Source organism: Streptomyces sp. NPDC030820, assembly GCF_055572075.1.
The window spans coordinates 684,826-706,308 of sequence record NZ_JBVIEB010000001.1; the positions used below are offsets into that span (position 1 = coordinate 684,826).

Genomic DNA, 21,483 nt, shown 5'->3' on the forward strand with positions numbered 1-21,483 from the left:
CCGGCGGGGGCGGCGCCCGGGAGCCGGCCTAGACGACCCCCGCCAGCTTCCGCTCCTCCGCAGTCATCGGCGGAGCCGCGAGCGGCGGCCGAAGTGGTCCGACCGCCGCCGCCAGCAGCACGCTCGGCGTCAGCAACACCTCGGCTCCCCGCTCCAGTGACGTCACGTCGGTCACCCGGCGGGCCACGCGCCCGTTCCCCGTCGCGGTGTGCATCAGCCGGCCGACGTACGCGGACAGGAGCCGGTCCCGCACGGTGGGCCCGTGCTCCGTCGCGCCGGGGTAGAACACGTCCTGACCCAGCGCCAGGTCCCATGCCGCACGCACCGGACGAGCCACCGCCCGCTGCACGCGGCGTGCCAGCCCCGGTGTGCTCCAGCCGTGCCGCCGTATCACCTCGCGCAGCCGTACCGCGCTCTGGGCGGCGACGGCCAGCCCGTGGCCGTAGACCGGGTTGAACACGGCGAGCGCGTCACCGAGGACGGTGAAGTTCTCCGGCCAGGCCGGCATGCGCTCGTAGAAGTGCCGGCGGTTGACGGTGGAGCGGGTGAGTGTGACGTCGGACAGCGGCTCGGCGCGTTCCAGCAGTTCGCCGATCAGCGGATGCCGCAGCTTCTCGCGGGCGAAGGGGATGAAGTCCTCGTTCCCGGCGGTGGGTTCGCCGCCGCGCGTGCCGGCGAGGGTGACGATCCAGCGGCCGTGCTCGATGGGGAGCAGGAAGCCGGAGCGGCCCGGGCCGTCGCCGTGCGGATCGGGTTGCACATTGACCACCGGGAAGCCCTCCCGGGCCGCCTCGGGGGCGAGGAAGAGCCGGCTCGCGTAGACCAGGCCCGGGTCGACCTCGCGGACCTGCGGCGCGGGCAGCCCCAGGTCCGCGAGCCAGCGCGCGGCCCGGGAGCCGCGCCCGGTGGCGTCGACCACGAGGCCGGCCGGGAGGGTGCGCTCGGCGCCGTCCCGGTTCCGGATCCGTACGCCGGTGACCGCCTTGTCGGTGCCGGTGAGGCCGAGCGCCTCGGTGCCGTCGAGGAGGTCGATCCGCTCGTCGGCGCGGACCTGTGCGCGGATCGTCGCGTCCAGCAGGTCGCGGCCGGCCAGGATCACATGGTGGGACTCGGGCCAGCGCCGGAACCAGCCCCGTGCGGAGAGGGCGACCACGCCGGTCGTGAACGGATGCCGTCGCCCCCCGGCGGCCTTCAGCGCTTCGGTGATGCCCGGCAGCAGTTCCTCCACGGCCCGCACCCCGCCCGACCAGAGCATGTGGGCGTGCCGGGCCTGCGGCAGCCCCTTGCGGGGTTCGGGGCCCTCGGGCAGGGCGTCGCGCTCGACGACGACGACCCGGTCGGCAAACTCGGCGAGCGCCCGCGCCGCGAGCATGCCGGTGTGGGATCCCCCCAGCACGACGGCGGTTCTGGCGGGGGAGGGGCGGTCACTCATGCGCGGGCACGCTCTCTGCCGGGGCGGTCGCACGGGCGCGTACCGCCGTGATCTCGTCGGGGTGGCGGAGGGCCTCGGACACGGCCTGGATCTCCTGGAGCAGGTATGCCGTGTCGGGACCGGACGGGCAGCCGGTGCCGTCGGCCCGCGGCCGCCCGCCGCCGGCCGCGTCCAGCAGCGTCACGGCGGCGGCGAGGGCCCTGGCCCGGCCGCGCTCGAAGCCGAGGGCGAGGGCGGCCCGGTACGACCGTTCGCGCAGGTCCTCGTCCAGGTGCCGGGAGAGTTGCAGCAGGGCGTCGCGGATGAAGGTCTCGCGGCGGATCAGGCGCAGTTCGGCGGGGGCGTGCGGGGCGAAGGGCTCGCGCTCGCCCGTGACGGTCCGCGTCAGCTGGTAGAGGGGGCCGAGAGCGCGGTGGCGCAGCCGGACGTGCCAGCGCTCGTGCAGATACTGGCCGACGTGCGGGACGATGAAGCCCACCGCGACCAGGGTCGCGGAGACACACGCGCCCGCCGGCGCCACATTGGTGCTCAGCCAGTCCAGGTCGTGGCCGGTCCACCGGGCCACGACGGCGGTCAGCTTGGACGCGTCGAAGAACAGGTTCGTGGCGTAGCCGACGCCCAGCAGCCTGAGCCCCCAGCGGAGCCAGGCGTCGAGGCCGTCGGTGCGGATCCAGTTCCAGATCAGCCGGGCCGTGATCGAGCAGGCCACCGTGTGCGCGACGAGGTAGAGCAGGATCTCCTCGCGCATGAAGGGGGTGTTGGCGTAGTACGTGTCCAGGTCCCGCAGCCGCTCCACGGGCACGTCCGCGAGCGCGAAGAGCACCCACAGGGCGACGACCACGCCCGCGTAGCCGGCCACGACCCAGCGGGTCACCCGCCGGGTCTGGGCCGAGTCGGAGCGGCCGTTGCGCCAGGCGATGATCAGCAGCAGCCAGGACGCGCACAGCGCGGTGATCAGGGAGTACACCCAGGGCGCCGAGATGTTCGGCACCCCGGTGACCCGGTTGGTCCAGGCGATGGTCCGCGGGGCCGCGAAGACGAACACCGCGCAGGCGAACAGCAGCAGACCGCCGACGGCACGCAGCAGCGGGTCCCGCCACAGCTTGATGATGCTCGGCAGTTTGATGGCCAGGGCGGCGGTCAGGACGGCCGTGGGGATCCAGAAGGAGACGGAGACCTCGTCGAGAAGTCCGGAGAGATCGAACGCCAGCGTCACCGCGCGGCTCCCCCCTCTTTCGGCGCTCGGTCGCGTCCGCGATAGCCGAGGGTCCGCTGCACCGGGCTGAGGGACCGGGGTGCCGGGCCCGGGGGAGCGCCCGCGCCGGAGCCGGTGAGGTGCGGCCGGAACAGGGCGGCCAGGCGGTGCCCGAAGTCGTCCGCCTCGGCCTCGTCGGCCGCCCGGGAGCCGTTGCGGGCGGCCACCGTGAGGGGCATGCCCCGCCAGCCGGGTGCGTCGGCGAGCGCCCGGGCCGCCGCGTCCCCGGCCAGGTGGGGATGCCGGTGCCCGTTCTCGAGGTGCCACAACTCATGTCCCAGGATGACCAGTTGCTGCACGGCCTCGGCCCGCTCCTCCACGATCACCAGGTCGAATTCGGCGAACTCCAGCCACAGCCCGGTGACCTCGATCTCGTCCGGGAAGCGCTCGAAGCGCACCTCGATCGGCCGTCCGCCGCGCAGTCCGCTCATCTCCTCGCACAGTGCCCGGCACAACTCCCGTACGCCTCCGGGTGTTTCCGGCCGGGCGTGGACGCCGGCGGCGAGGTCGCGGGCCAGCGAGCGCATCGCCGAGCCCGGGCGGGCCCGCCGCAGCCGTGCGGCCAGGCGTGTCGCCTGCTCACGCGCGCCCGCGATGCCCATCGCCTCCCCCTTCCGCTGGGCAGAGCCTACGCGTCTCGACGTGTCCCCGTCATGGGATGACGTGACCGTCGGCGAAGAGAGAACCACCTATGAGCTTGTGTCCCACCCATTGACGCGGGAGCGCTCCGAATCTACGGTCCCGTTCGAAGTTACGGGTGGCATTCGAAATGCCGAACGGTTGGGGGCAAGGTATGGGACAACCTGGCCTGAACCAACCACTCGGCGATCGGCGTGGCCACCTCCCCGACGGGCCTCCCCGGCACCTGGACGGACCACGGCAAGGCGTTCGCCTCCGAGACGACGGACACCTGGAACGCCATCGACCCGGCGGTCATCCGGTCCGACGGCAGACCCGGGAGCCGAGGTCCACCACCTGGCGACCCGCCCCGACGCCCCGTACGCGGTCGAGGGCGCCTCGATCGTCCACCACGGCCACTACTACTACCTGTACGCACGGCAAGACCTGGCTGGCGTACCACTACTACGACGCGACGGACAACGGCACCCCGAAGCTGGGCCTGAACCAACTGGGTTGGCGTTCCGACCGGCCTGTTCTGAAGTGACCCGAAAGGACCCCATGAGCAAGCGCACCGCCCGCTTCACCCTCGACCCCGCCTTCACCGTCGGCCAGGTCAACCCCCGCCTCTTCGGCTCCTTCGTGGAACACCTCGGCCGCTGCGTCTACACCGGCATCCACGAACCCGACCACCCCTCGGCAGACGAAGCCGGACTGCGAACCGACGTTCTGGAGTTGGTCCGCGAACTCGGCGTCACCGCCATCCGCTACCCCGGCGGCAACTTCGTCTCCGGCTACAAGTGGGAGGACTCGGTCGGCCCCGTCGAGGACCGCCCCCGCCGACTCGACCTCGCCTGGCACTCCACCGAGACGAACCGGTTCGGCCTCTCCGAATTCATCGCGTTCCTGAAGAAGCTCGGGCCCGACGCCGAGCCGATGATCGCGGTGAATCTCGGCACCCGTGGCGTCGCCGAAGCCCTCGAACTCCAGGAGTACGCCAACCACCCCGCCGGCACCGCCCTCTCCGACCTCCGCGTGGCACACGGCGACAAGGAGCCCTTCGGCATCCGGCTCTGGTGCCTGGGCAACGAGATGGACGGCCCCTGGCAGACCGGCCACAAGACGGCACAGGAGTACGGCCGGCTCGCCGCCGAGACCGCACGCGCCATGCGCCAGGCGGACCCGGGCGTCGAGCTGGTCGCCTGCGGTTCCTCCAGCCAGGCCATGCCCACCTTCGCCGAGTGGGAGGCGACCGTCCTGCAGGAGGCGTACGACCTGGTCGACCACGTCTCCCTGCACGCCTACTACGAGCCCACCGACGGCGATGTGGACTCCTTCCTCGCCTCGGCCGTCGACATGGAGTCCTTCATCGAGAACGTGGTCGCCACCGCCGACCACATCGGCGCGAAGCTCAAGTCCAAGAAGAGGATCAACCTCTCCTTCGACGAGTGGAACGTCTGGTACCTCTCCCGCTGGGAGGAGCACGCCAAGGGGCTCGACCGGTCCGACTGGCCCGAGGCGCCCCGGCTGCTGGAGGACAACTACAGCGTCACGGACGCCGTCGTCTTCGGCTCGCTCCTCATCGCCCTGCTCCGGCACGCCGACCGCGTCACCGTCGCCTGCCTCGCCCAGTTGGTCAACGTGATCGCCCCGATCATGACCGAGCCGGGCGGCCCGGCCTGGCGGCAGACCACGTTCTTCCCGTTCGCGCAGGCGTCGAAGCACGGCCGGGGCGAGGTCCTGGACGTGCGCGTGGACTCGCCGACGTACGAGACGAAGAAGTACGGCGAGACGGACCTGCTGCACGCCACGGCCGTCCGCGCGGCCGACGGCACGGTCACCGTGTTCGCCGTCAACCGCAGCCGTACGCACCCCCTGCCGCTCGAAGTCACCCTCAACGGACTCCAGTTGACGACCGTCACCGAGCACAGCGCGCTCGCGGACGCCGACCCCGACGCCCGCAACACCCTCGACGAGCCCGAGCGGGTCGCCCCGCACCCGGTCGCGGGCACCGCCCTGGCGGACGGCACCCTCACGGCCGTACTGGAACCGCTGTCCTGGAACGTGATCAGGCTCGCGTGATCAGACCGGCGTGACCGGCAGTCCGCCGCTCGCCCTGCCGAGCAGCGTCAGGCTCACCCGGCCGGGCCCCGACAGCGTGGTGAACTCCGAAAGGACCGCCAGCGCCAGGGTGTTGGTGCCCCGGGTGCGCAGGACGCCGTTCGGCAGGACGAAGGTGTGCTGCGGACCCACGTTGTTGATGTACTGGCCCATGTTCCAGCCGTTGAGGAAGATCTGGGCGCGGTAGGCGCGGTACGGGTCGTCCTCCAGGGTCAGCCCGATCGAGGCGTCGATGTCGGCCGGCACCGCCAGCCGGAAGGTCGTCCGGTACCAGGTAACGCCCTGGTACCGGGCGGCCCGCGGGAAGGTCGTCCGCTCCCAGTCGTGGTCCCGGAAGACGGGCAGATGCCAGCCCTCCCGCTCGCCGTACAGGCCGCCGTTGTTCATCGGGCCGCGCACGGGGTCGGGCGCCGCCGCGCCCTGGATCCGCCAACTCACATTCGGCGAAGCGCCCTTGAAGCTCGCCGCCGTCAGCCCGCGCGCCACCTTGTGGGTGTCGAGCCCCTTGCCGTCCTGGTCGTGCTGCATACGCCGGACCAGGACCGACAGCACATGCCGGCCAGGAGAGCGCAGCCGCTCGCGGACGGGGAAGACGGCCGTGTCCGCCCAACTGCCCTTCCGCACGGTCGTGTTCTTGTCCGGCACCGGCATCCGATGGGTGCCCAGCGGCTCCCCGTCCAGCCAGGCCATCAGCAGGCCCTGCGTGCCGGTGCTGTAGGCGAGCGAGACCTCCTCCAGGCCGGTGGCGTCGGTGAAGGAGCCGCGGTACCAGACGTCCCCGTAGTGGAAGCCGTAGTCGTCGGCGAAGAGGACCGGCCCGCCGTCGGGGACCGGCGTGGTGCTGAACGACGACCTCTTGTCCGCGACCGCCCAGGCCGAGTCGTCGAAACCGGGTCCGGCCTCCGGGTTCTCCGTGCGCATCCGCCAGGCGCCCAGCTCGGGCAGCCGCACCTCGGGGACGGTGGGCAGCAGACCGGTGGTCATCAGGCTGCCCGACAGGGTCACCCGGGTGGGCAGGGTGCGGCCGTTCCACACCAGGGCGTCGATCCCGCGCGGCCCCCACACCTCGATGGTGGTCGTCTCGGTGACGTCACCCGTCAGATGGACCTCGGATCCGCGCAGCTCTGCGTGGCGCAGCAAAGCCGGGCCGTACACCAGCAGGGTCCCGGACGGGGTGTCGTACGGGAACAGGCGTACGGCGGTGGCGTCGTCGGCGAAGAGCAGCAGCAGCGGGGTCTCGGTCTCGCCCTTCTGCACCAGCACGCGGGTGAGCCCGCCCTCGCCGAGCGGGACGTTCACATGCAGCGAGCTGTCGCCGTCGTCGAAGACCCAGGCGGCCTCGGGGTCCAGCCGCATGACGCTCGGCTCCACCGGGCACTTCAGCACCAGTTCGGCCATGTCACCGCTGCGCCCCGAGAACAGCGCGATGTCCTGCCGGCCGGCCGTCAGAGCCAGCATGGGCTCGGCGGTGGAGTACTTCAGCGTCCGCTTGCCCAGCCTCAGCCCCGTCGCCAGCAGCCTGGCGTCCTTGCCGGGCACGGTGATCCGGAGCCGCCCGGCGTCGGTCGGCAGATCGGTGGTGACCGGGACCGTGCCGTCGTTGCGGGCGACATAGAAGTGGGCGCCGGTGTCCGGGTTGGTCAGGTGGTAGACCTTCAGGCCCTCGGCCTTCACGTCCGCCGCCCGGTCCAGCTTGGCGAAGTCGGGCACGCGCTGGAGCAGATGCCCGAACTGGTGCATCGGCGCGATCTTGTCGGTGACGTTCCGCGCCTCGTCGATGGCGGCGCCGTAGTCGTACGACGTGTAGACGACGGGCGCGGGCAGCCAGCCCCAGGAGGTTCCGCCGAAGGTCATGTAGACGTTGTGCAGGGTGAGCCCGTTGGCGAGGTTGGTCAGATAGAACCGGCGCTCGTAGGCGGCATCCCGGGTGCGCCGGGACTCGGCGTACCCCTTGCCGTCGAACCAGGCCCCGCCCCACGGGTCGAACCAGCCGCCGCCGAACTCGGGCACGAAGCCGGGCGTGGCCGGCGAGGCACTGGCCCCGCCCTTCGCCCCGCCGGGCCCGAACGTTCCCCAGTCCGGCGGGGTCTGCGACGGCGACGGATACCCGTCGAAGCCGTACAGCCAGCCGCCCTTCTCACCGCCGGTGTCGAACGAGCCGGGCACCCAGTACCCGTTCCTGCCCTTGTCGTTGTGGAACAGCGGGACGTCGATGCCGTCCGCGCGCACCTTCTTGTACAGATGGGACATATAGGCCCGGCCGGTGGCGTCGCCGGCGTGGGCGTCGTACTCGTTCTCGATCTGGTACAGCAGGATCGTGCCGTTGCCCTGGGTGAACAGGTGTCTACGGGCGATCCGGTTCACCTGGGTCAGCCACTCGTCGACGTGCGACAGATAGGCCGGGTCGTCGGTCCGGGCCCTCCCCTTCGTCGCCGTCAGCCAGCCGGGGAAGCCGCCGCCGTCCACCTCGGCGTTGATGTACGGGCCGGGCCGCAGGATGACGTACAGGCCCGTCTCGGCGGCCATGCGCAGGAACAGGTCCAGGTCCCGGACGCCGGTGAAGTCGTAGTGCCCGGGCGCGGGGGAGTGGTAGTTCCAGGCCGCGTAGATGCTGACCGCGTTGTACCCGTGGGCCCGCATCTTCTGCAGCACGTCCCGCCACAGGGAGGGACTGGGCAGCCGGAAGGGATGCATCTCACCGGACCACACCACCAGCCGCCTGCCGTCCACGAGCAGCGAGTAGTGGTCGTAGCCGATGGTGTGCCGGCGTCCGTCGGCGCTCGGCGGGGCGGGTGCCGGGCCGGTCGGCACACTGCGCGCCGCGTACGCCGAGGGCGCGCCGGGGCCGCCGCTGCCGCCGAGGGCGAGCCCGAGGGCGGTCGAGCCGGCCAGGGCACTGAAAGTACGTCTGCTGAGCGCCAAGGTGGATCCTCCGCGGGCGATCTTACGGGGCGCGGGTGCAGCATTCTCCATGCGGCGACGCCCCACAATGGACCCATGAGGATCTCGGCGCGGGCGGATTACGCGGTACGAGCGGTACTGGAGCTGGCCGTACGGCAGGGTGACGGCCCGGTGAAGGCGGAGGAAATCGCCGCCGCCCAGGGCATTCCGCACAAGTTCCTGGAAGGGATCCTGGGCGACCTGAGGCGTGGCGGGATCGTCGACAGCAGGCGGGGCGGGGGCGGCGGCTACCGGCTGGCGCGGGACGCCGCCGAGGTCACGGTCGCCGACGTGATCCGGGCGGTGGACGGCCCGATCGTCTCGGTCCGCGGCGAACGCCCGACGGGCCTCGCGTACACCGGCAGCGCACAGCCCCTGCTGCCCCTGTGGATCGCGCTGCGCGCGAACGTCCGCCGGATCCTGGAGGGCGTCACCATCGCCGACCTTGCGGCGGACGCGCTGCCGGAGCCCGTCCGGGCGCTGGCGGCGGAACCGGCGGCCTGGGAGAACCCGTAGGGCTGGGGCGAGCACGTAGGGGCTGCTTGGTGTGAACGGCCCGCTGTGAATGGCCGGTGTTGACCCTCCCGGGGGCGATGGGGGCTTCCTACGATGCGGAACGCTTCACAGGTTCCACACAGACCCCCCACACCTGACCACGGGAGAAACGATGGCTGGTGGACTACTCCTCAGCGGCGCCGTAGCCGCGCTCCTCACCACCGCGCTGCCCGCGCAGCCCTCCTCGCCGGTGTTCGACAACCCGCCCCCGGACAAGATCGTCATCGATGTGGCGACGGTGAACGGCTCCGGCTGCCCCGCGGGTACGGCCGCGGTCGCCGTCTCGCCGGACAACACGGCCTTCACGGTGACCTACAGCGAATACCTGGCCCAGGCCGGCGGCGCCTCCGACCCGACGGCCTTCCGCAAGAACTGCCAGCTCAACCTGGTGGTTCATGTCCCTCAGGGCTTCACCTACGCGATAGCCAGCGCCGACTACCGCGGCTTCCTCTCGCTCCGGCCCGGCGCGAGCGCCGCCCAGAAGGCCCTGTACTACTTCCAGGGCTCCCCGCAGACGGTGCCCAAGAACCACCCCTTCAACGGCCCCTACAACGACGACTGGCAGGCCACCGACAGCACCGACTGGGCCCAACTGGTCTGGGCGCCCTGCGGGGTGCTGCGCAACTTCAACATCAACACCGAGCTGCGGGTCAGCGCCGGGACCCAGGCCTCGGACAAGGTCAGCTTCATGACCATGGACTCCACGGACGGGGACATCAGCACGGTGTACCACCTGGCGTGGAAGCAGTGCCCGAGCAGGTAGCCCCGCCAAGGGCACGGGCGGCATCCGGGACTGCCCGGGTGCCGTGCGCCGCCCGTTGCTTGGGCCGGTGTGGTCGGGTGCTGTAGGGCGGGCTGCTGCTTGGGCCGGTGTCGATTGGTTGCCGTGGGGCCGCCCGCTTCTTGGCCAGTGTCGTGCTTCCGCGAGGTGCGTCAAGGGCGCTGCGCGCCCTTGAGGCGGGCCGTGGAAGCACGACACTGAGAGGAAGCGAGCGGTCCAGCGGCCACTTCCCCGCCTGCGTGACGAATGCCGACCCAGGAGCAGCGGGTGGCCGGTCGCCCACTGACGCCGGGGCGGCGGCGGTAGGCGGCTAGGCCCCCGCCGCGTTCGGCCAGCTCTGCGCATTGGGCCAGCCCGTGGCCGGCGCCGGCGTCAGATCGGACGCCGGTGCCGTCATCCCGCGCACCTGGGCTGCCGTGAGGCCGCCGCGTGCCGGGACGCCAGGGGGAGTGGGGGCGATCGCCGCGGCGGGTGCCGGTACCGGGGTGGGAGCGGGCACGGGGGCCGGCGCGGGCAGCGGTGCCGGTGCAGGTGCCGGCGCGGGCTGTGGTGCCGGGGCCGGCAGGGGAGCGGGCGTCGGCAGGGGAGCGGGCGTCGGCGCCGGGGCCGGCTGTGGGGCGGCCACCGGTGCCATCGGCTGCTGTACGGGCGCGGGCTGCGGTGCCGTCGGCTGAGGTACCGGCATCGGCTGAGCCGCCGCGGGCAGGGGCTGCGACACCGGCGTCGGCTGGGGTGCGGGCTCTGGCTGCGACGCCGCGGGCAAACGCATGCCACCCCCGTTCGTCTCGCTCATCAGCCGGTCCACCGCCGCCGTACCCGAGCTGTAGCTGGTCCCGGTGCCCAGCTCGGGTACGGCGGCTCCCCTCCTGGACCCGTAGAGCACCTGCTCCAGGCCGGACACCAGGCGACGCACGTCGACCTGGGGGCGCACCACGAGTCTCAGGAAGCGGCTGGACGAGCCGATCTTGTTGCCGCACTCACGGACCAGGATCCGGTGCTCGGTGAGCAGCCGGTCCCGGACCACCGTGCCCTCGGCGCCGACGGGCAGTCGTACGAAGAGGAAGTTGCCTTGGGACGGGTACACCGTCAGGCCCGGGAGTGCGGACAGGTGGCTGGTCATCTCCAGGCGGTCGCGGCGGACCTGCTGCAGGCTCTGAGCGTACTCGGGGCCGTGTTCCCTCAGCATGAACACCACGTGTTCCGCGAAGGAGTTGAGGTTCCACTTCGGGAGCATCCCCCGCACCTTCCCCGCGAGCGCCGGGTTGGCGACCAGATAGCCGAAGCGGATGCCGTGCAGGCCGAAGTTCTTGCCGAGGCTGCGCAGCACGATGACGTTGGGGCGGAGCATGGCCTCCTGTACGACGCTCGGTTCGGCCTCCGCGTCGGCGAACTCCAGGAAGGACTCGTCGACGATCACCAGGTCCAGGTCCGCCATCGCGTCCATGAACTGTACGACCTGCTGTTTGCGCAGATAGCCGCCGTCGGGGTTGTTGGGGTTGCAGATCACCGCCACCCGCGTGCCCCGGGTCCGGATGAAGTCCGCGTACTGGGCGAGGTCCAGGGCGAACCCGCTCGCCTCCTGCAGCGGGAACATGTCGACCCGCTTGCCGGTCTCCATCGGCTGGTCGGTCCAGCGGCCGAACGTCGGCACGGGGATCGCCAGTGACTCACGGACCAGGAGGTGGTCGATCCAGGTGATCAGTTCCGTGGAGCCGTTGCCCATCGCCACGCACTGCGGCGGCAGTTGCAGGAGGCTGCACAGTTCCGCGGTGATCGCGTCGGCGCTGCTCGGGTAGTACGTGATGATCTCGCGCAGCCGGACCGCCAGCTCGTCGTACATGGCCGGTGTGGGGAAGTACGGGTTGCACGGGATGCAGAAGTCCACCGGGCCGGTTCCGTCGCCGCCCTCTCGCGTCAGCGCCGCCATCGAAGGGCTGTGGGCGGCGCTGCCGCGAAACAACGAGGTGACGTTGCCGGCCAAAGGAACCTCCGTTTCAGGTGGCCCGTGCGGGGGAGCACGGGCCACCCCTGGATACGGAGGGGACGGCAGTGACGTTCAACTCCACTGCCGTGTGAGCCGGTTCACGTCCCGGGTCACGCCGCCCGATGCACGTCCCGGTTCACGCCTCGAACGTGTGGATCGTCGTCGTCCGGTACGTCTGCCCGGGCCGCAGCACGGTCGACGGGAAGTTCGCGTGGTTCGGCGAGTCCGGGAAGTGCTGGGTCTCCAGGCACAGGGCGTCGCCCTGGCGGTAGGTGTGGCCGCCGGTGCCGGTGAGGGTGCCGTCGAGGAAGTTGCCGGAGTAGAACTGCAGGCCGGGCTGGTCGGTGGCGATCTTCAGGGTGCGGCCGGAGCGCGGGTCGCGCAGGGTCACCACATGTTCCGGGCGTGCCGTGATGCCCTTGTCCAGGACCCAGTTGTGGTCGTAGCCCTTGGCCTGCACCTGCTGGACGTGGCCGGCGCGGATGTCCCGGCCGATCGGCTTGGCGTGGCGGAAGTCGAACGGGGTGCCGGCGACCTTCGCCAGCTCGCCGGTCGGGATCAGGCCCGAGTCGGTGGGGGTGTAGCGGGAGGCGGCGATCCGGAGCTCGTGGTCCTCGATCGTGCCGCTGCCCTCACCGGCCAGGTTCCAGTAGACGTGGCTGGTGAGGTTGACGATGGTCGCCTTGTCCGTGGTGGCCTCGTAGTCGATGCGCCACTCACCGTGCCGGGTGAGGGTGTACGTCACCTTCGCCTTGAGCGTGCCCGGGTAGCCCATCTCGCCGTCGACGCTGGTGTAGTGCAGGTGCAGGCCGACCTCGGAGCCCTCGGCGAACGGCTCGACGTCCCACACGTGCTTGTCGAAGCCCTGCTTGCCGCCGTGCAGGCTGTTCACGCCGTCGTTGACGGAGAGCTGGTAGCTCTTGCCGTCGAGCGTGAACTGGCCCTTGCCGATGCGGTTGCCGTACCGCCCGATCAGGGCGCCGAAGTACGGGCTCTTGGCGACGTAGTCGGCGATGTCGTCGAAGCCCGCGACGACGTTGGCGTAGTGGCCGCGGCGGTCGGGGACCTCCAGGGTCTGGACGATGCCGCCGTAGTTCAGGACCTTCAGCCGCGTGCCGCCGTTCTCCAGCGACCAGCGGTAGATCTTCGTGCCGTCGGCGAGCGTGCCGAAGAGTTCCTTCACCGGCTTACGGCTCCCTGACGTGGCGGACGCGGCCTGGGCGCTGCCCGTGCCGAGGGTGGTGGCGGCGATGCCGGCCGCCGCGGCTCCAGCGATGACCGTGCGTCTGTTCAGTTCCATGGATGCGGCTCCCGAAAGAGGAGGGGCCCCGCCGGGTGCGGCGGGGCCCGAGCTGACTTACGAACCGGACTTGCGCTTGTTCCACACGTCGAACCCGACCGCCGCCAACAGGGCGAGGCCCTTGATGACCTGCTGCCAGTCGGTGCCGACGCTGAGGAGGTTCATGCCGTTGTTCAGCACGCCGAGGACGAGACCGCCGATGATGGCGCCGAGGACGGTGCCGACACCGCCGCTCATGGAGGCGCCGCCGATGAACGAGGAGGCGATGGCCTCCAGTTCGAAGCCGTCGCCCGCCTTCGGCGAGGCCGCGTTCAGACGGGCGGCGACCACCAGACCCGCCAGGGCCGCGAGCACGCCCATGTTCAGGAACACCTGGAAGGTGATGCGCTTGTCCTTCACGCCGGACAGCTTGGCCGCCGGCAGATTGCCGCCGATGGCGTAGATGTGCCGGCCGAAGACCGAGTTGCGCATGACGTAGCCGTAGCCGCCCACCAGCACGCCGAGGACGATCAGCACGATGGGCGCGCCGTCGTAGCTGGCGAGCAGCATCGTGAGGGCGACGATCGCGGCGACCAGGGCGACGAGCTTGAGCAGGAACAGCTTCGTCGGCACCACGTCGAGGGAGAACTCCCGCTGGCGACGCCGGTCGCGCACCTCCTGCCACACCACGGCGGCGATCAGGACGATGCCGAGGAGCAGGGTGAGGTTGTGGTAGTTGGTGTTCGGGCCGACCTCGGGCAGGAAGCCGTTGCCGATCTTCTGCAGGCCGTTCGGGAACGGGCCGAGGGTCTGGCCCTTGAGGAAGATCTCCGTCAGTCCGCGGAAGAGCAGCATCCCGGCGAGGGTGACGATGAACGACGGTATGCCGAAATAGGCGATCAGGAAGCCCTGTACGGCCCCCGCCGCCGCGCCCACCAGCAGGCACAGCACCAGGGCGACGGGCCACGCCACATGGTGCTGCACCGTCAGCACCGCCGCGAAGGCGCCCACGAACGCGGTGATCGACCCGACCGACAGGTCGATGTGCCCGGCGATGATCACCAGCATCATGCCGATCGCGAGGATCAGGATGTAGCTGTTCTGCAGCACCAGGTTGGAGACGTTGCGCGGCAGCAGCAGGTCGCCGCCGGTCCAGATCTGGAAGAGGACGACGATCAGACCGAGCGCGATCAGCATGCCGTACTGGCGCATGTTGCGGCGCAGGCCGCCGAGCACCAGCTGCAACAGACCCTCGCCGGCGGTCGGTCCGCCCTTGCCCGGCGGCGCGGCGGCCGGGCTCTTGTCGGTGACGTCCGTGCTCATCGCGTTACCTCTTTGTCCTTCGTCATATGGCGCATCAGCACTTCCTGCGTGGCCTCGGCCCGCGGCACCTCACCGGTCAGCCGCCCGGCGGCCATCGTGTAGATGCGGTCGCACATGCCGAGCAGTTCGGGCAGCTCGGAAGAGATGAAGACGACCGCCTTGCCCTGGGCGGCCAGTTGGTCGATGACCGTGTAGATCTCGTACTTGGCGCCCACGTCGATGCCGCGCGTGGGCTCGTCCAGGATCAGCACGTCCGGACCCGCGAAGATCCACTTGCTGAGGACGACCTTCTGCTGGTTGCCGCCGGACAGCTTGCCCACCGGCTCGAACACCGTCGGCGCCTTGATGTTCATGGACTTGCGGAAGCCCTCGGAGACCTGCCGCTCCGCCTGCTCGTCCACCACGCCCCGCTTCGCGACCTTCTTCAGCGCGGTCAGCGAGATGTTCCGGTTGATGGTGTCGATCAGGTTCAGGCCGTAGTGCTTGCGGTCCTCGGTGACGTACGCGATGCCGTGCTCCACCGCCTCCGCGACGGACTTGGTACGGATCTCGACGCCGTCCTTGAGGACCGTGCCGCCCGCGTACCGGCCGTAGGTGCGGCCGAAGACGCTCATCGCGAGTTCGGTGCGGCCGGCGCCCATCAGGCCCGCGATGCCGACGATCTCGCCCCGGCGGACGTGGAGCGACACCTCGTCCACGACCTTGCGCTGCTGGTCGATGGGGTGCAGCACGGTCCAGTCGCGGATCTCCAGCGCGGGGGCCGCGCCCTCCTCCGGCTGGTGCGGGGTGCGCTCGGGGAAGCGGTGGTCGAGGTCGCGGCCGACCATGCCGCTGATGATCCGGTCCTCGGTCGTCTCCGCCGCCTTCACGTCGAGCGTCTCGATGGACCGACCGTCGCGGATGATCGTCACCGAGTCGGCGACCCGGCGGATCTCGTTGAGTTTGTGGGAGATGATGATCGAGGTGATGCCCTGGTCCTTCAGCTCCAGGATCAGGTCGAGGAGTTTGCCGCTGTCCTCGTCGTTCAGGGCCGCCGTCGGCTCGTCGAGGATGAGCAGCTTCACCTCCTTCGACAGGGCCTTGGCGATCTCCACGAGCTGTTGCTTGCCCACGCCGATGTCGGCGACGCGGGTCTCCGGGTGCTCGTCGAGGCCGACTCGGCGCAGCAACTCGGTGGCGTGGCGCAGGGTTTCACGCCAGTTGATGAGCCCGCGCGTGGCGTGTTCGTTGCCGAGGAAGATGTTCTCCGCGATGGAGAGGTACGGCACCAGTGCCAGCTCCTGGTGGATGATGACGATGCCGCGCTGCTCGCTCGCCCGGATGTCCTTGAACTGGCAGACCTCTGACTCGAAGAGGATCTCGCCCTCGTAGGTGCCGTGCGGATGGACACCGGAGAGCACCTTCATCAGGGTCGACTTGCCGGCGCCGTTCTCCCCGCAGATGGCGTGGACCTCGCCCTGGCGGACGGTCAGCGTGACGTCCGACAGCGCTTTGACACCGGGAAAGGTCTTGACGATCGAGCGCATTTCCAGGACGGGTCCCGCCATGGTCGTGCCTTCCAATCCGTAGGGGGCGGCGCTTACTTGAGCTCGGACTCGGTGTAGTAACCGCCGTCCACCAGCACCTGCTTGTAGTTGGTCTTGTCGACGCTGACCGGCTGGAGCAGATAGGCGGGCACGACCTTGCTGCCGTTGTTGTATGTCTTGGTGTCGTTGACCTGCGGCTTCTTGCCCTTCAGGGCGTCGTCCACCATGGTCGAGGCGACCTTGGCGAGCTGCCGGGTGTCCTTGTAGACGGTCTGCGTCTGCTGCCCGGCGGTGATCGACTTCACCGAGGCGAGCTCTGCGTCCTGGCCGGTGATGACCGGCAGCGGGTTGCTGCCCGAGCCGTAGCCGTCCGACTTCAGCGCGGACAGGATGCCGATGGAGATGCCGTCGTACGGCGAGAGCACCGCGTCGACCCGGCCGCTCTTGTAGGAGGAGGTGAGGATGTCCTCCATGCGCTTCTGCGCGGTGGTGCCGTCCCAGCGCAGCGTCGTGACCTGGTTGAGCTGGGTCTGCCCCGACTTGACCACCAGCTGCTTCTTGTCCATGTACGGCTTGAGCACGCTCATCGCGCCGTTGAAGAAGTACTTGGTGTTGTTGTCGTCGTTCGAGCCGGCGAACAGCTCGATGTTGAACGGGCCCTTCTTGCCGGCGTCCAGGCCGAGCTTGTGCACGATGTAGGTGCCCTGGAGGACGCCGACCTTCTCGTTGTCGAAGGAGGCGTAGTAGTCGACGTTCGGGGTGCCGAGGATCAACCGGTCGTAGGCGATCACCGGGATGTTCGCCTGGTGCGCCTCCTGGAGCACGTTGTTCAGCGACTTGTTGTCGATCGCCGCGACGATCAGGCCCTTCACGCCCTGCGTGATGAGGTTCTCGATCTGCGAGACCTGGGTGCTCGGGTCGTCCTCGCCGTAGACCAGCTTGGTCTTGTAGCCCATGGACTGCAGGTTCTTCACGACGTTGTTGCCGTCGTTGATCCAGCGCTCGGAGGACTTGGTCGGCATGGCGATGCCGATGGTGGCGCCCTTGACGTCGCCGGTCTTCTCCTTGCTGCCACCCGAGCCACTCTGGCCGCAGGCGGTCAGGGTGAGGGCGAGGGAGGCGGCGCCGGATATCGCGGCGAGTGCGGCTCTGCGGTTGCGCATGGTGATCCGTCCTTGTTCTTCTGGTCGTTGAGCGGGGTCACGCGGTGATGGGGAAGCGGTTGAGAGGCCCTGGCAGCCGCGAGCCGAGCGGCGCCATGTCGCCGTCCGCGCCGTGCCGGGCGAGCAGGTCCAGGGCGAGGCGGCCGCGCCGCACCCGCTCCCGGGCGGTGTCCAGGGTCACGTCCCTGAGGTGGGTGCCCCACGGGTAGATGCCGGGTGCCTTGGACAGACCGAACTTCAGATAGAGCGGGGCGCCGCGCCGGATCAGCTCGGCGACCTCGTACATCCGCACATAGCCGCCCAGGTCGTCGGGTGCCTCGATGTACATGTCCATCGGGGCGCCGGACACCCGGCGGATCTCGGTGAGGTGATCCAGCGTCAGATCGCTGGGCACGTTGATGGAGTCGGCGCCGAGCCGCTCGTACACGGCGTACGCGGCCGGGTTGACGGGGCCGATGAGCGCCGAGACCTTCAGCGTGGTGTCGGCCGGGACGATCCCGGCTTCACGGGCCCGGTGCAGGGTCCACAGCACGCCCTCGTCGGCGACCAGCAGGCACTTGACGCCCAGCTCGGTGGCCCGTACGGCGTCCTCGACGCAGCCGGCGACGGCGTCGTGGCCCCGTGCGCGCAGTCCGGCCCCCCGCGAGTCGGAGCGTACCGAGCCACCGATGTCCCAGGTGCCGCGCGGGCCGGTGAACAGGCAGAGTTCGATGTCGCGTGCGGCCGTGGCCTCGACCATCTCGGTGATCTCGGCGTCGGTGAGCATCCACACGCCGCTGCCCTGGCTGATCCGGTGGATCGGGACATCGAGGCGCGAGGCCTCCTTCAGTACGACCGCCAGCGCTTCGGGACCCTCGCACGAGGGGATCTCGGTGCGCCAGCGGCCACCGCCCGGGAAGCTGTGCGCGGAGGTGTCGGCGGGGTCGAGGGCGGGCGCGCCCAGGCCGAGGGCGGTGAGCGCCTGCTCACCGGGTCGGCGGGCCGCCGTGGTGGAAGCGTCGGTCGTCACAAGCTGTCCTTCGTGTTCGGTATTTCGGACGAGGTTCGCGGCTCGGGGCGGGGAACGGCCTGGGTGGTGCTGCGAAAAAAGCGGCCGTGGTGGTACGCCGGTCAGGGCGCCGTCAGGTCACGCCCTGACCGGCGTACGTCATCAGGGGCGCAGCAGCACCTTGCCCACCTTTGGATCACCCGCCCCGACCAGCTCGATGGCCTGCGGGAACTCGGTCAGCGGCAGCTCGTGCGTGACCAGCGGCAAGGGGTCCAGCAGTCCGGCACCGAACACCCTCACGGTGTGCGCCCAGGCGTCCGGCGGCGCCCCGAAGACGGTGTGCACCTCCAGCTGCCGTACGACGAGATCGGTCGGGTCGAGCCCGTCCGCGCCCGGCGCCGGGATCCCGGTCAGGACCAGCCGTCCGCCGCGCCGGAGCAGCGAGGCGGCGGTGCGCGCGGCGGACGCGGACCCGGCCGTCTCGATCACGACGTCGAAGTCGGCCGGGAGCTCCTGGTCCTTCAGCCGGAAGTCGGTCGCCCCGAACTGCCGCGACAGCGCCTCCCGGTCGTTCCTGGTGCCGACGACGAGCAGCTGTGCCGGTGACACCGCCTTCAGGAACTGCACGGCGAACATCCCGAGCGTCCCCGTGCCGACCACCGCGACCCGCTCGCCCGGCAGGGCGTGGGCCTTCAGCGCGGCGGCCGCGATACAGGCGGCCGGCTCCAGCAGGGCGGCGGCGGTGAGGTCGGCGTCGTCCGGCAGGACGTGCAGCAGCCGGGCCGGGAGGGTGAGCGTGCCGGCCATGGCGCCGGGCTGGGTGAACCCGGTCTCCTCGTAGCCGTCGGTGCACAGGGTGGTCTCGCCGGCGTGGCAGCGGTCGCAGACCTGGCAGTTGCGAAAGCCCTCGCCGACGACCTTGCGCCCGACGAGTCCCGCCGGCACCCCGGCACCCACCGCGGAGACCGTCCCCGACCACTCGTGCCCGGGGGTGAGCGGGTAACGGACGTACCCCTCGGGCCGGTTGCCCTGGTACACCTCGCGGTCGCTGCCGCAGATGCCGACCGCGTGCACGGCCACCAGCGCCTCGCCGGGACCGGGCTCACGCGGCGTGTGCGCCACGAGCCGGTGCCGGCCCGGGGCCTCGACGACGACGGCGGTGCTCACTTGGTCCCCTTCGGCTTGCGCTGCTCCCAGCCCTCGGCCCACAGATCGAACCGGGCCTGCTGCTGCGGGAACTCGGCGGCCGCGTCCACGTCCAGCTCCACGCCCAGACCGGGCGCGTCGGAGAGGTGGAAGTAGCCGTCCACGACCTGCGGGGCCCCCTTGACCACCTTCTTGATCTCCGCGTCCGCGAAGTCGTTGAAGTGCTCAAGGATCTTGAAGTTCGGCGAGGTGAAGCCGACCTGGAGGGAGGCGGCGGTGAGCACCGAGCCGCCGACGTTGTGCGGCGCGACCAGCATGTAGTGCGTCTCGGCGGTGGCGGCGAGCTTGCGGGTCTCCCAGATGCCGCCGATGTGGCCGACATCGGGCTGGATGATGTCCACGGCCTGGCTGTCGAACAGCTCGCGGAACTCGATCCGGTCGTGGATCCGCTCACCGGTGGCGACCGGGATGTCCACCTTGGCCGCGACCTTCTCCAGCGCCTTCAGGTTCTCCGGCGGCACCGGCTCCTCCAGCCAGGCCGGCTTGAAGGGTGCCATTTCCCTGGCCAGCCGGACGGCGGTGGCGGGGGAGAAGCGGCCGTGCATCTCCAGCATCAGCTCGGCGTCCGGCCCGATGGCATCGCGCACGGCCTCGATGAGGGAGACGGCGTAAAGAGTCCCCTGGTGGTCCAGCTCGAAGTGCCCGGTGCCGAACGGGTCGATCTTCAGCGCCCGGTAACCGCGCTCCACGACCTGCTGGGCGGCCTTGTGGTACGCCTCGGGCGTTCGCTCGGTCGTGTACCACCCGTTGGCGTAGGCCTTCACCTTGTCGGTGACCGTGCCGCCGAGCAGCTGCCACACCGGCACGCCCAGCGCCTTGCCCTTGATGTCCCAGCAGGCCATCTCGACGACCGCGATGCCGGACATGACGATCTCACCCGCACGGCCGTAGTCGCCGTACTTCATCCGGCGGACGAGGTCCTCGACCGCGAACGGATCCGAGCCGAGAATGTGATTGGCCTCGGCCTCCCGCAAATAGCCGATCAGCGCGTCGGTGTGACCGAGCATCCGGGTCTCGCCGACTCCCGTGATCCCCTCGTCGGTGTGCACCTGGACGTAGGTCAGGTTGCGCCACGGCGTGCCGACCACGTGTGTGCTGATTCCGGTGATGCGCACGGCAGTTGCCCTTCAGGCTGTTCGAGATTTCGTCACACGTTCGAAATGCTGGCGTGACAGTAAGGACGGGGCGGTGGGGGTGTCAATGGGTCGAACAGGTAACGGTTTCGACAAGCCTTTCGAGAATTCTTTCGCTTTCTACGAAACCTTCACAGCGGTGCCTAGGAACGTGACCCATGGGGAATCTAGTCTTCCGGCGTCATGGACTACTGCCACCCGTGCCAACGGCACCTCAACGGCGCCCTGGCCTGCCCCGGGTGCGGAACTCCGGTGCGCGCTGCCGCGGAAGCCCCGACCGCGTACGCGCGCGCGGGCACGGGTGGGACAGCGGGGTACGGCGTCCCCCCGCAGTATGCGGAGCAGTACGCCCAGCAGTACGAGTCCCAGCAGTACCGCATCCCCCAGCAGTACGAGCCGGCCGGTCCGGAACGGGCGGCGTGGCCGGAGGAACCGGAACCGCACGAGGACTGGGATCCCGGGCCCGAGTCCGGCACCGAGGCCGCAGCCGACGGTGACCCCGACCCCGATTCCTCCGCCGACGCCGACCCCGACCCCGACTCCGACGGCGACACCGACCACGAGCCCGGGGGCCGGGCCGCCCGGCGCCGGGCGCGCGGCAGCACCACCGTGAGCCCCGCCGACGCCGACGCCAGCCGCCGCGACCGCAAGGCCGCCGCGCACCGGCGCCGGCGCCGCCGTACCGTGCTGATCACCGCGGGTTTCGTGCTGGCCGCGGGCAGCCTGGGTCTCGCCGAACTCGGCACGGACGCGCCCTTCTCACCGTTCTCCAGCGGGCAGCCGGACTCCGCCGGGGACACCGCGGCCGACGGCGGCACATCCTCCGCGTCCCCCCGCGCCACGGCCGACCCGGCCTCCGGCACCTCCGGTACGACCCCGGGCAGGGCCGGCTCCGCATCCCCGGACGCCTCCGCGTCCGCCTCCAAGTCCCCGAAGGACAAGGACTCCAAGTCGCCCGACGCCAAGGACACCGCCAAGGCGCAGCAGACCGCCACGGCGGGCTCCGGCGCCACCCCCAAGGCCCCGGCGCCCACCGCCACCTCCCGGCCCGCCCCCACCCCCTCCAGCGCCCCGACGACGTCGGCTCCGCCCCCCGTACCCTCGCCCACCAAGACCTGCAACCGTTTCCTGTGGTGGTGCACCTGACCCCGGCCGCGCATCCGTGCGCCCCCCGAGCCA

16 protein-coding genes and 1 pseudogene are annotated in these 21,483 nt (G+C 70.6%); 5 read left to right on the forward strand and 12 right to left on the reverse strand.

Features of this window, described 5'->3' with window-relative positions; genetic code table 11:
- Positions 1-28: 28 nt before the first annotated feature.
- The 3 genes from ACZ418_RS03065 to ACZ418_RS03075 are packed head-to-tail and all read right to left on the reverse strand — an operon-like array spanning position 29 to position 3,289.
- On the reverse strand, positions 29-1,432 hold the full coding sequence (locus ACZ418_RS03065) for an FAD-dependent oxidoreductase (RefSeq protein ID WP_468356011.1): 1,404 nt from the start codon (positions 1,430-1,432) through the stop codon (positions 29-31).
- Complete coding sequence (locus ACZ418_RS03070; RefSeq protein ID WP_468356014.1) at positions 1,425-2,648, reverse strand: MAB_1171c family putative transporter; 1,224 nt, start codon at positions 2,646-2,648, stop codon at positions 1,425-1,427. Before ACZ418_RS03070 ends, ACZ418_RS03065 begins: the two co-directional genes overlap by 8 nt.
- Entirely contained in the window at positions 2,645-3,289 is a 645-nt protein-coding gene (locus tag ACZ418_RS03075) for a toxin-antitoxin system, toxin component family protein (RefSeq protein ID WP_468356017.1), read from the reverse strand. The genes ACZ418_RS03070 and ACZ418_RS03075 overlap by 4 nt, the downstream gene beginning before the upstream one ends.
- 210 nt (positions 3,290-3,499) lie before the next feature.
- Here ACZ418_RS03075 and ACZ418_RS03080 point away from each other — a divergent pair.
- Positions 3,500-3,852 (forward strand): annotated as a pseudogene (locus tag ACZ418_RS03080) (glycoside hydrolase family protein); the annotation flags it as partial.
- 14 nt (positions 3,853-3,866) lie between these two features.
- A complete protein-coding gene (arfA, locus tag ACZ418_RS03085) occupies positions 3,867-5,387 on the forward strand; it encodes an arabinosylfuranosidase ArfA (RefSeq protein WP_468356020.1) in 1,521 nt (506 codons plus the stop codon).
- Here the strand turns inward: arfA and ACZ418_RS03090 are convergent, their stop codons facing one another.
- On the reverse strand, positions 5,388-8,348 hold the full coding sequence (locus ACZ418_RS03090; RefSeq protein WP_468356023.1) for a glycoside hydrolase family 35 protein: 2,961 nt from the start codon (positions 8,346-8,348) through the stop codon (positions 5,388-5,390).
- Positions 8,349-8,423: 75 nt separating this feature from the next.
- Here ACZ418_RS03090 and ACZ418_RS03095 point away from each other — a divergent pair, with 75 nt between their 5' ends.
- Complete coding sequence (locus tag ACZ418_RS03095) at positions 8,424-8,882, forward strand: RrF2 family transcriptional regulator (RefSeq protein WP_468356026.1); 459 nt, start codon at positions 8,424-8,426, stop codon at positions 8,880-8,882.
- 151 nt (positions 8,883-9,033) lie between these two features.
- Positions 9,034-9,684, forward strand: a complete 651-nt coding sequence (locus tag ACZ418_RS03100) for a DUF4360 domain-containing protein (RefSeq protein WP_468356029.1) — start codon at positions 9,034-9,036, stop codon at positions 9,682-9,684.
- Positions 9,685-10,012: 328 nt separating this feature from the next.
- Here ACZ418_RS03100 and ACZ418_RS03105 read toward each other — a convergent pair whose 3' ends face one another.
- The 8 genes from ACZ418_RS03105 to ACZ418_RS03140 all read right to left on the reverse strand — a co-directional run bounded on the left by ACZ418_RS03105 (position 10,013) and on the right by ACZ418_RS03140 (position 20,286).
- A complete protein-coding gene (locus ACZ418_RS03105) occupies positions 10,013-11,683 on the reverse strand; it encodes a pyridoxal phosphate-dependent aminotransferase (protein ID WP_468356032.1) in 1,671 nt (556 codons plus the stop codon).
- A 139-nt stretch (positions 11,684-11,822) separates the two neighbouring features.
- The gene (locus ACZ418_RS03110; protein WP_468356035.1) at positions 11,823-12,986 is read right to left on the reverse strand and encodes an aldose epimerase family protein; all 1,164 of its coding nucleotides are present in this window, start codon (positions 12,984-12,986) and stop codon (positions 11,823-11,825) included.
- Between the two features lie 57 nt (positions 12,987-13,043).
- Positions 13,044-14,288: a multiple monosaccharide ABC transporter permease gene (gene mmsB / locus ACZ418_RS03115; RefSeq protein ID WP_468356038.1), complete on the reverse strand. Its 1,245-nt coding sequence runs from the start codon at positions 14,286-14,288 to the stop codon at positions 13,044-13,046.
- Positions 14,285-15,835 (reverse strand): multiple monosaccharide ABC transporter ATP-binding protein, encoded by a 1,551-nt coding sequence (mmsA, locus tag ACZ418_RS03120; RefSeq protein ID WP_468356041.1) that lies wholly within the window; start codon positions 15,833-15,835, stop codon positions 14,285-14,287. The genes mmsB and mmsA overlap by 4 nt, the downstream gene beginning before the upstream one ends.
- A 32-nt stretch (positions 15,836-15,867) precedes the next feature.
- Positions 15,868-16,977: a multiple monosaccharide ABC transporter substrate-binding protein gene (gene chvE, locus ACZ418_RS03125; protein WP_468356044.1), complete on the reverse strand. Its 1,110-nt coding sequence runs from the start codon at positions 16,975-16,977 to the stop codon at positions 15,868-15,870.
- A 37-nt stretch (positions 16,978-17,014) separates the two neighbouring features.
- A complete protein-coding gene (locus ACZ418_RS03130; protein ID WP_468356047.1) occupies positions 17,015-17,986 on the reverse strand; it encodes a hypothetical protein in 972 nt (323 codons plus the stop codon).
- Positions 17,987-18,127: 141 nt separating this feature from the next.
- Positions 18,128-19,132: a zinc-dependent alcohol dehydrogenase gene (locus ACZ418_RS03135; RefSeq protein WP_468356050.1), complete on the reverse strand. Its 1,005-nt coding sequence runs from the start codon at positions 19,130-19,132 to the stop codon at positions 18,128-18,130.
- The gene (locus tag ACZ418_RS03140; RefSeq protein ID WP_468356053.1) at positions 19,129-20,286 is read right to left on the reverse strand and encodes a mandelate racemase/muconate lactonizing enzyme family protein; all 1,158 of its coding nucleotides are present in this window, start codon (positions 20,284-20,286) and stop codon (positions 19,129-19,131) included. Before ACZ418_RS03140 ends, ACZ418_RS03135 begins: the two co-directional genes overlap by 4 nt.
- A 201-nt stretch (positions 20,287-20,487) precedes the next feature.
- On the opposite strand from ACZ418_RS03140, the gene ACZ418_RS03145 reads away from it, so the two are divergent.
- Entirely contained in the window at positions 20,488-21,450 is a 963-nt protein-coding gene (locus ACZ418_RS03145; RefSeq protein WP_468356056.1) for an SCO2400 family protein, read from the forward strand.
- Positions 21,451-21,483: the final 33 nt, after the last annotated feature.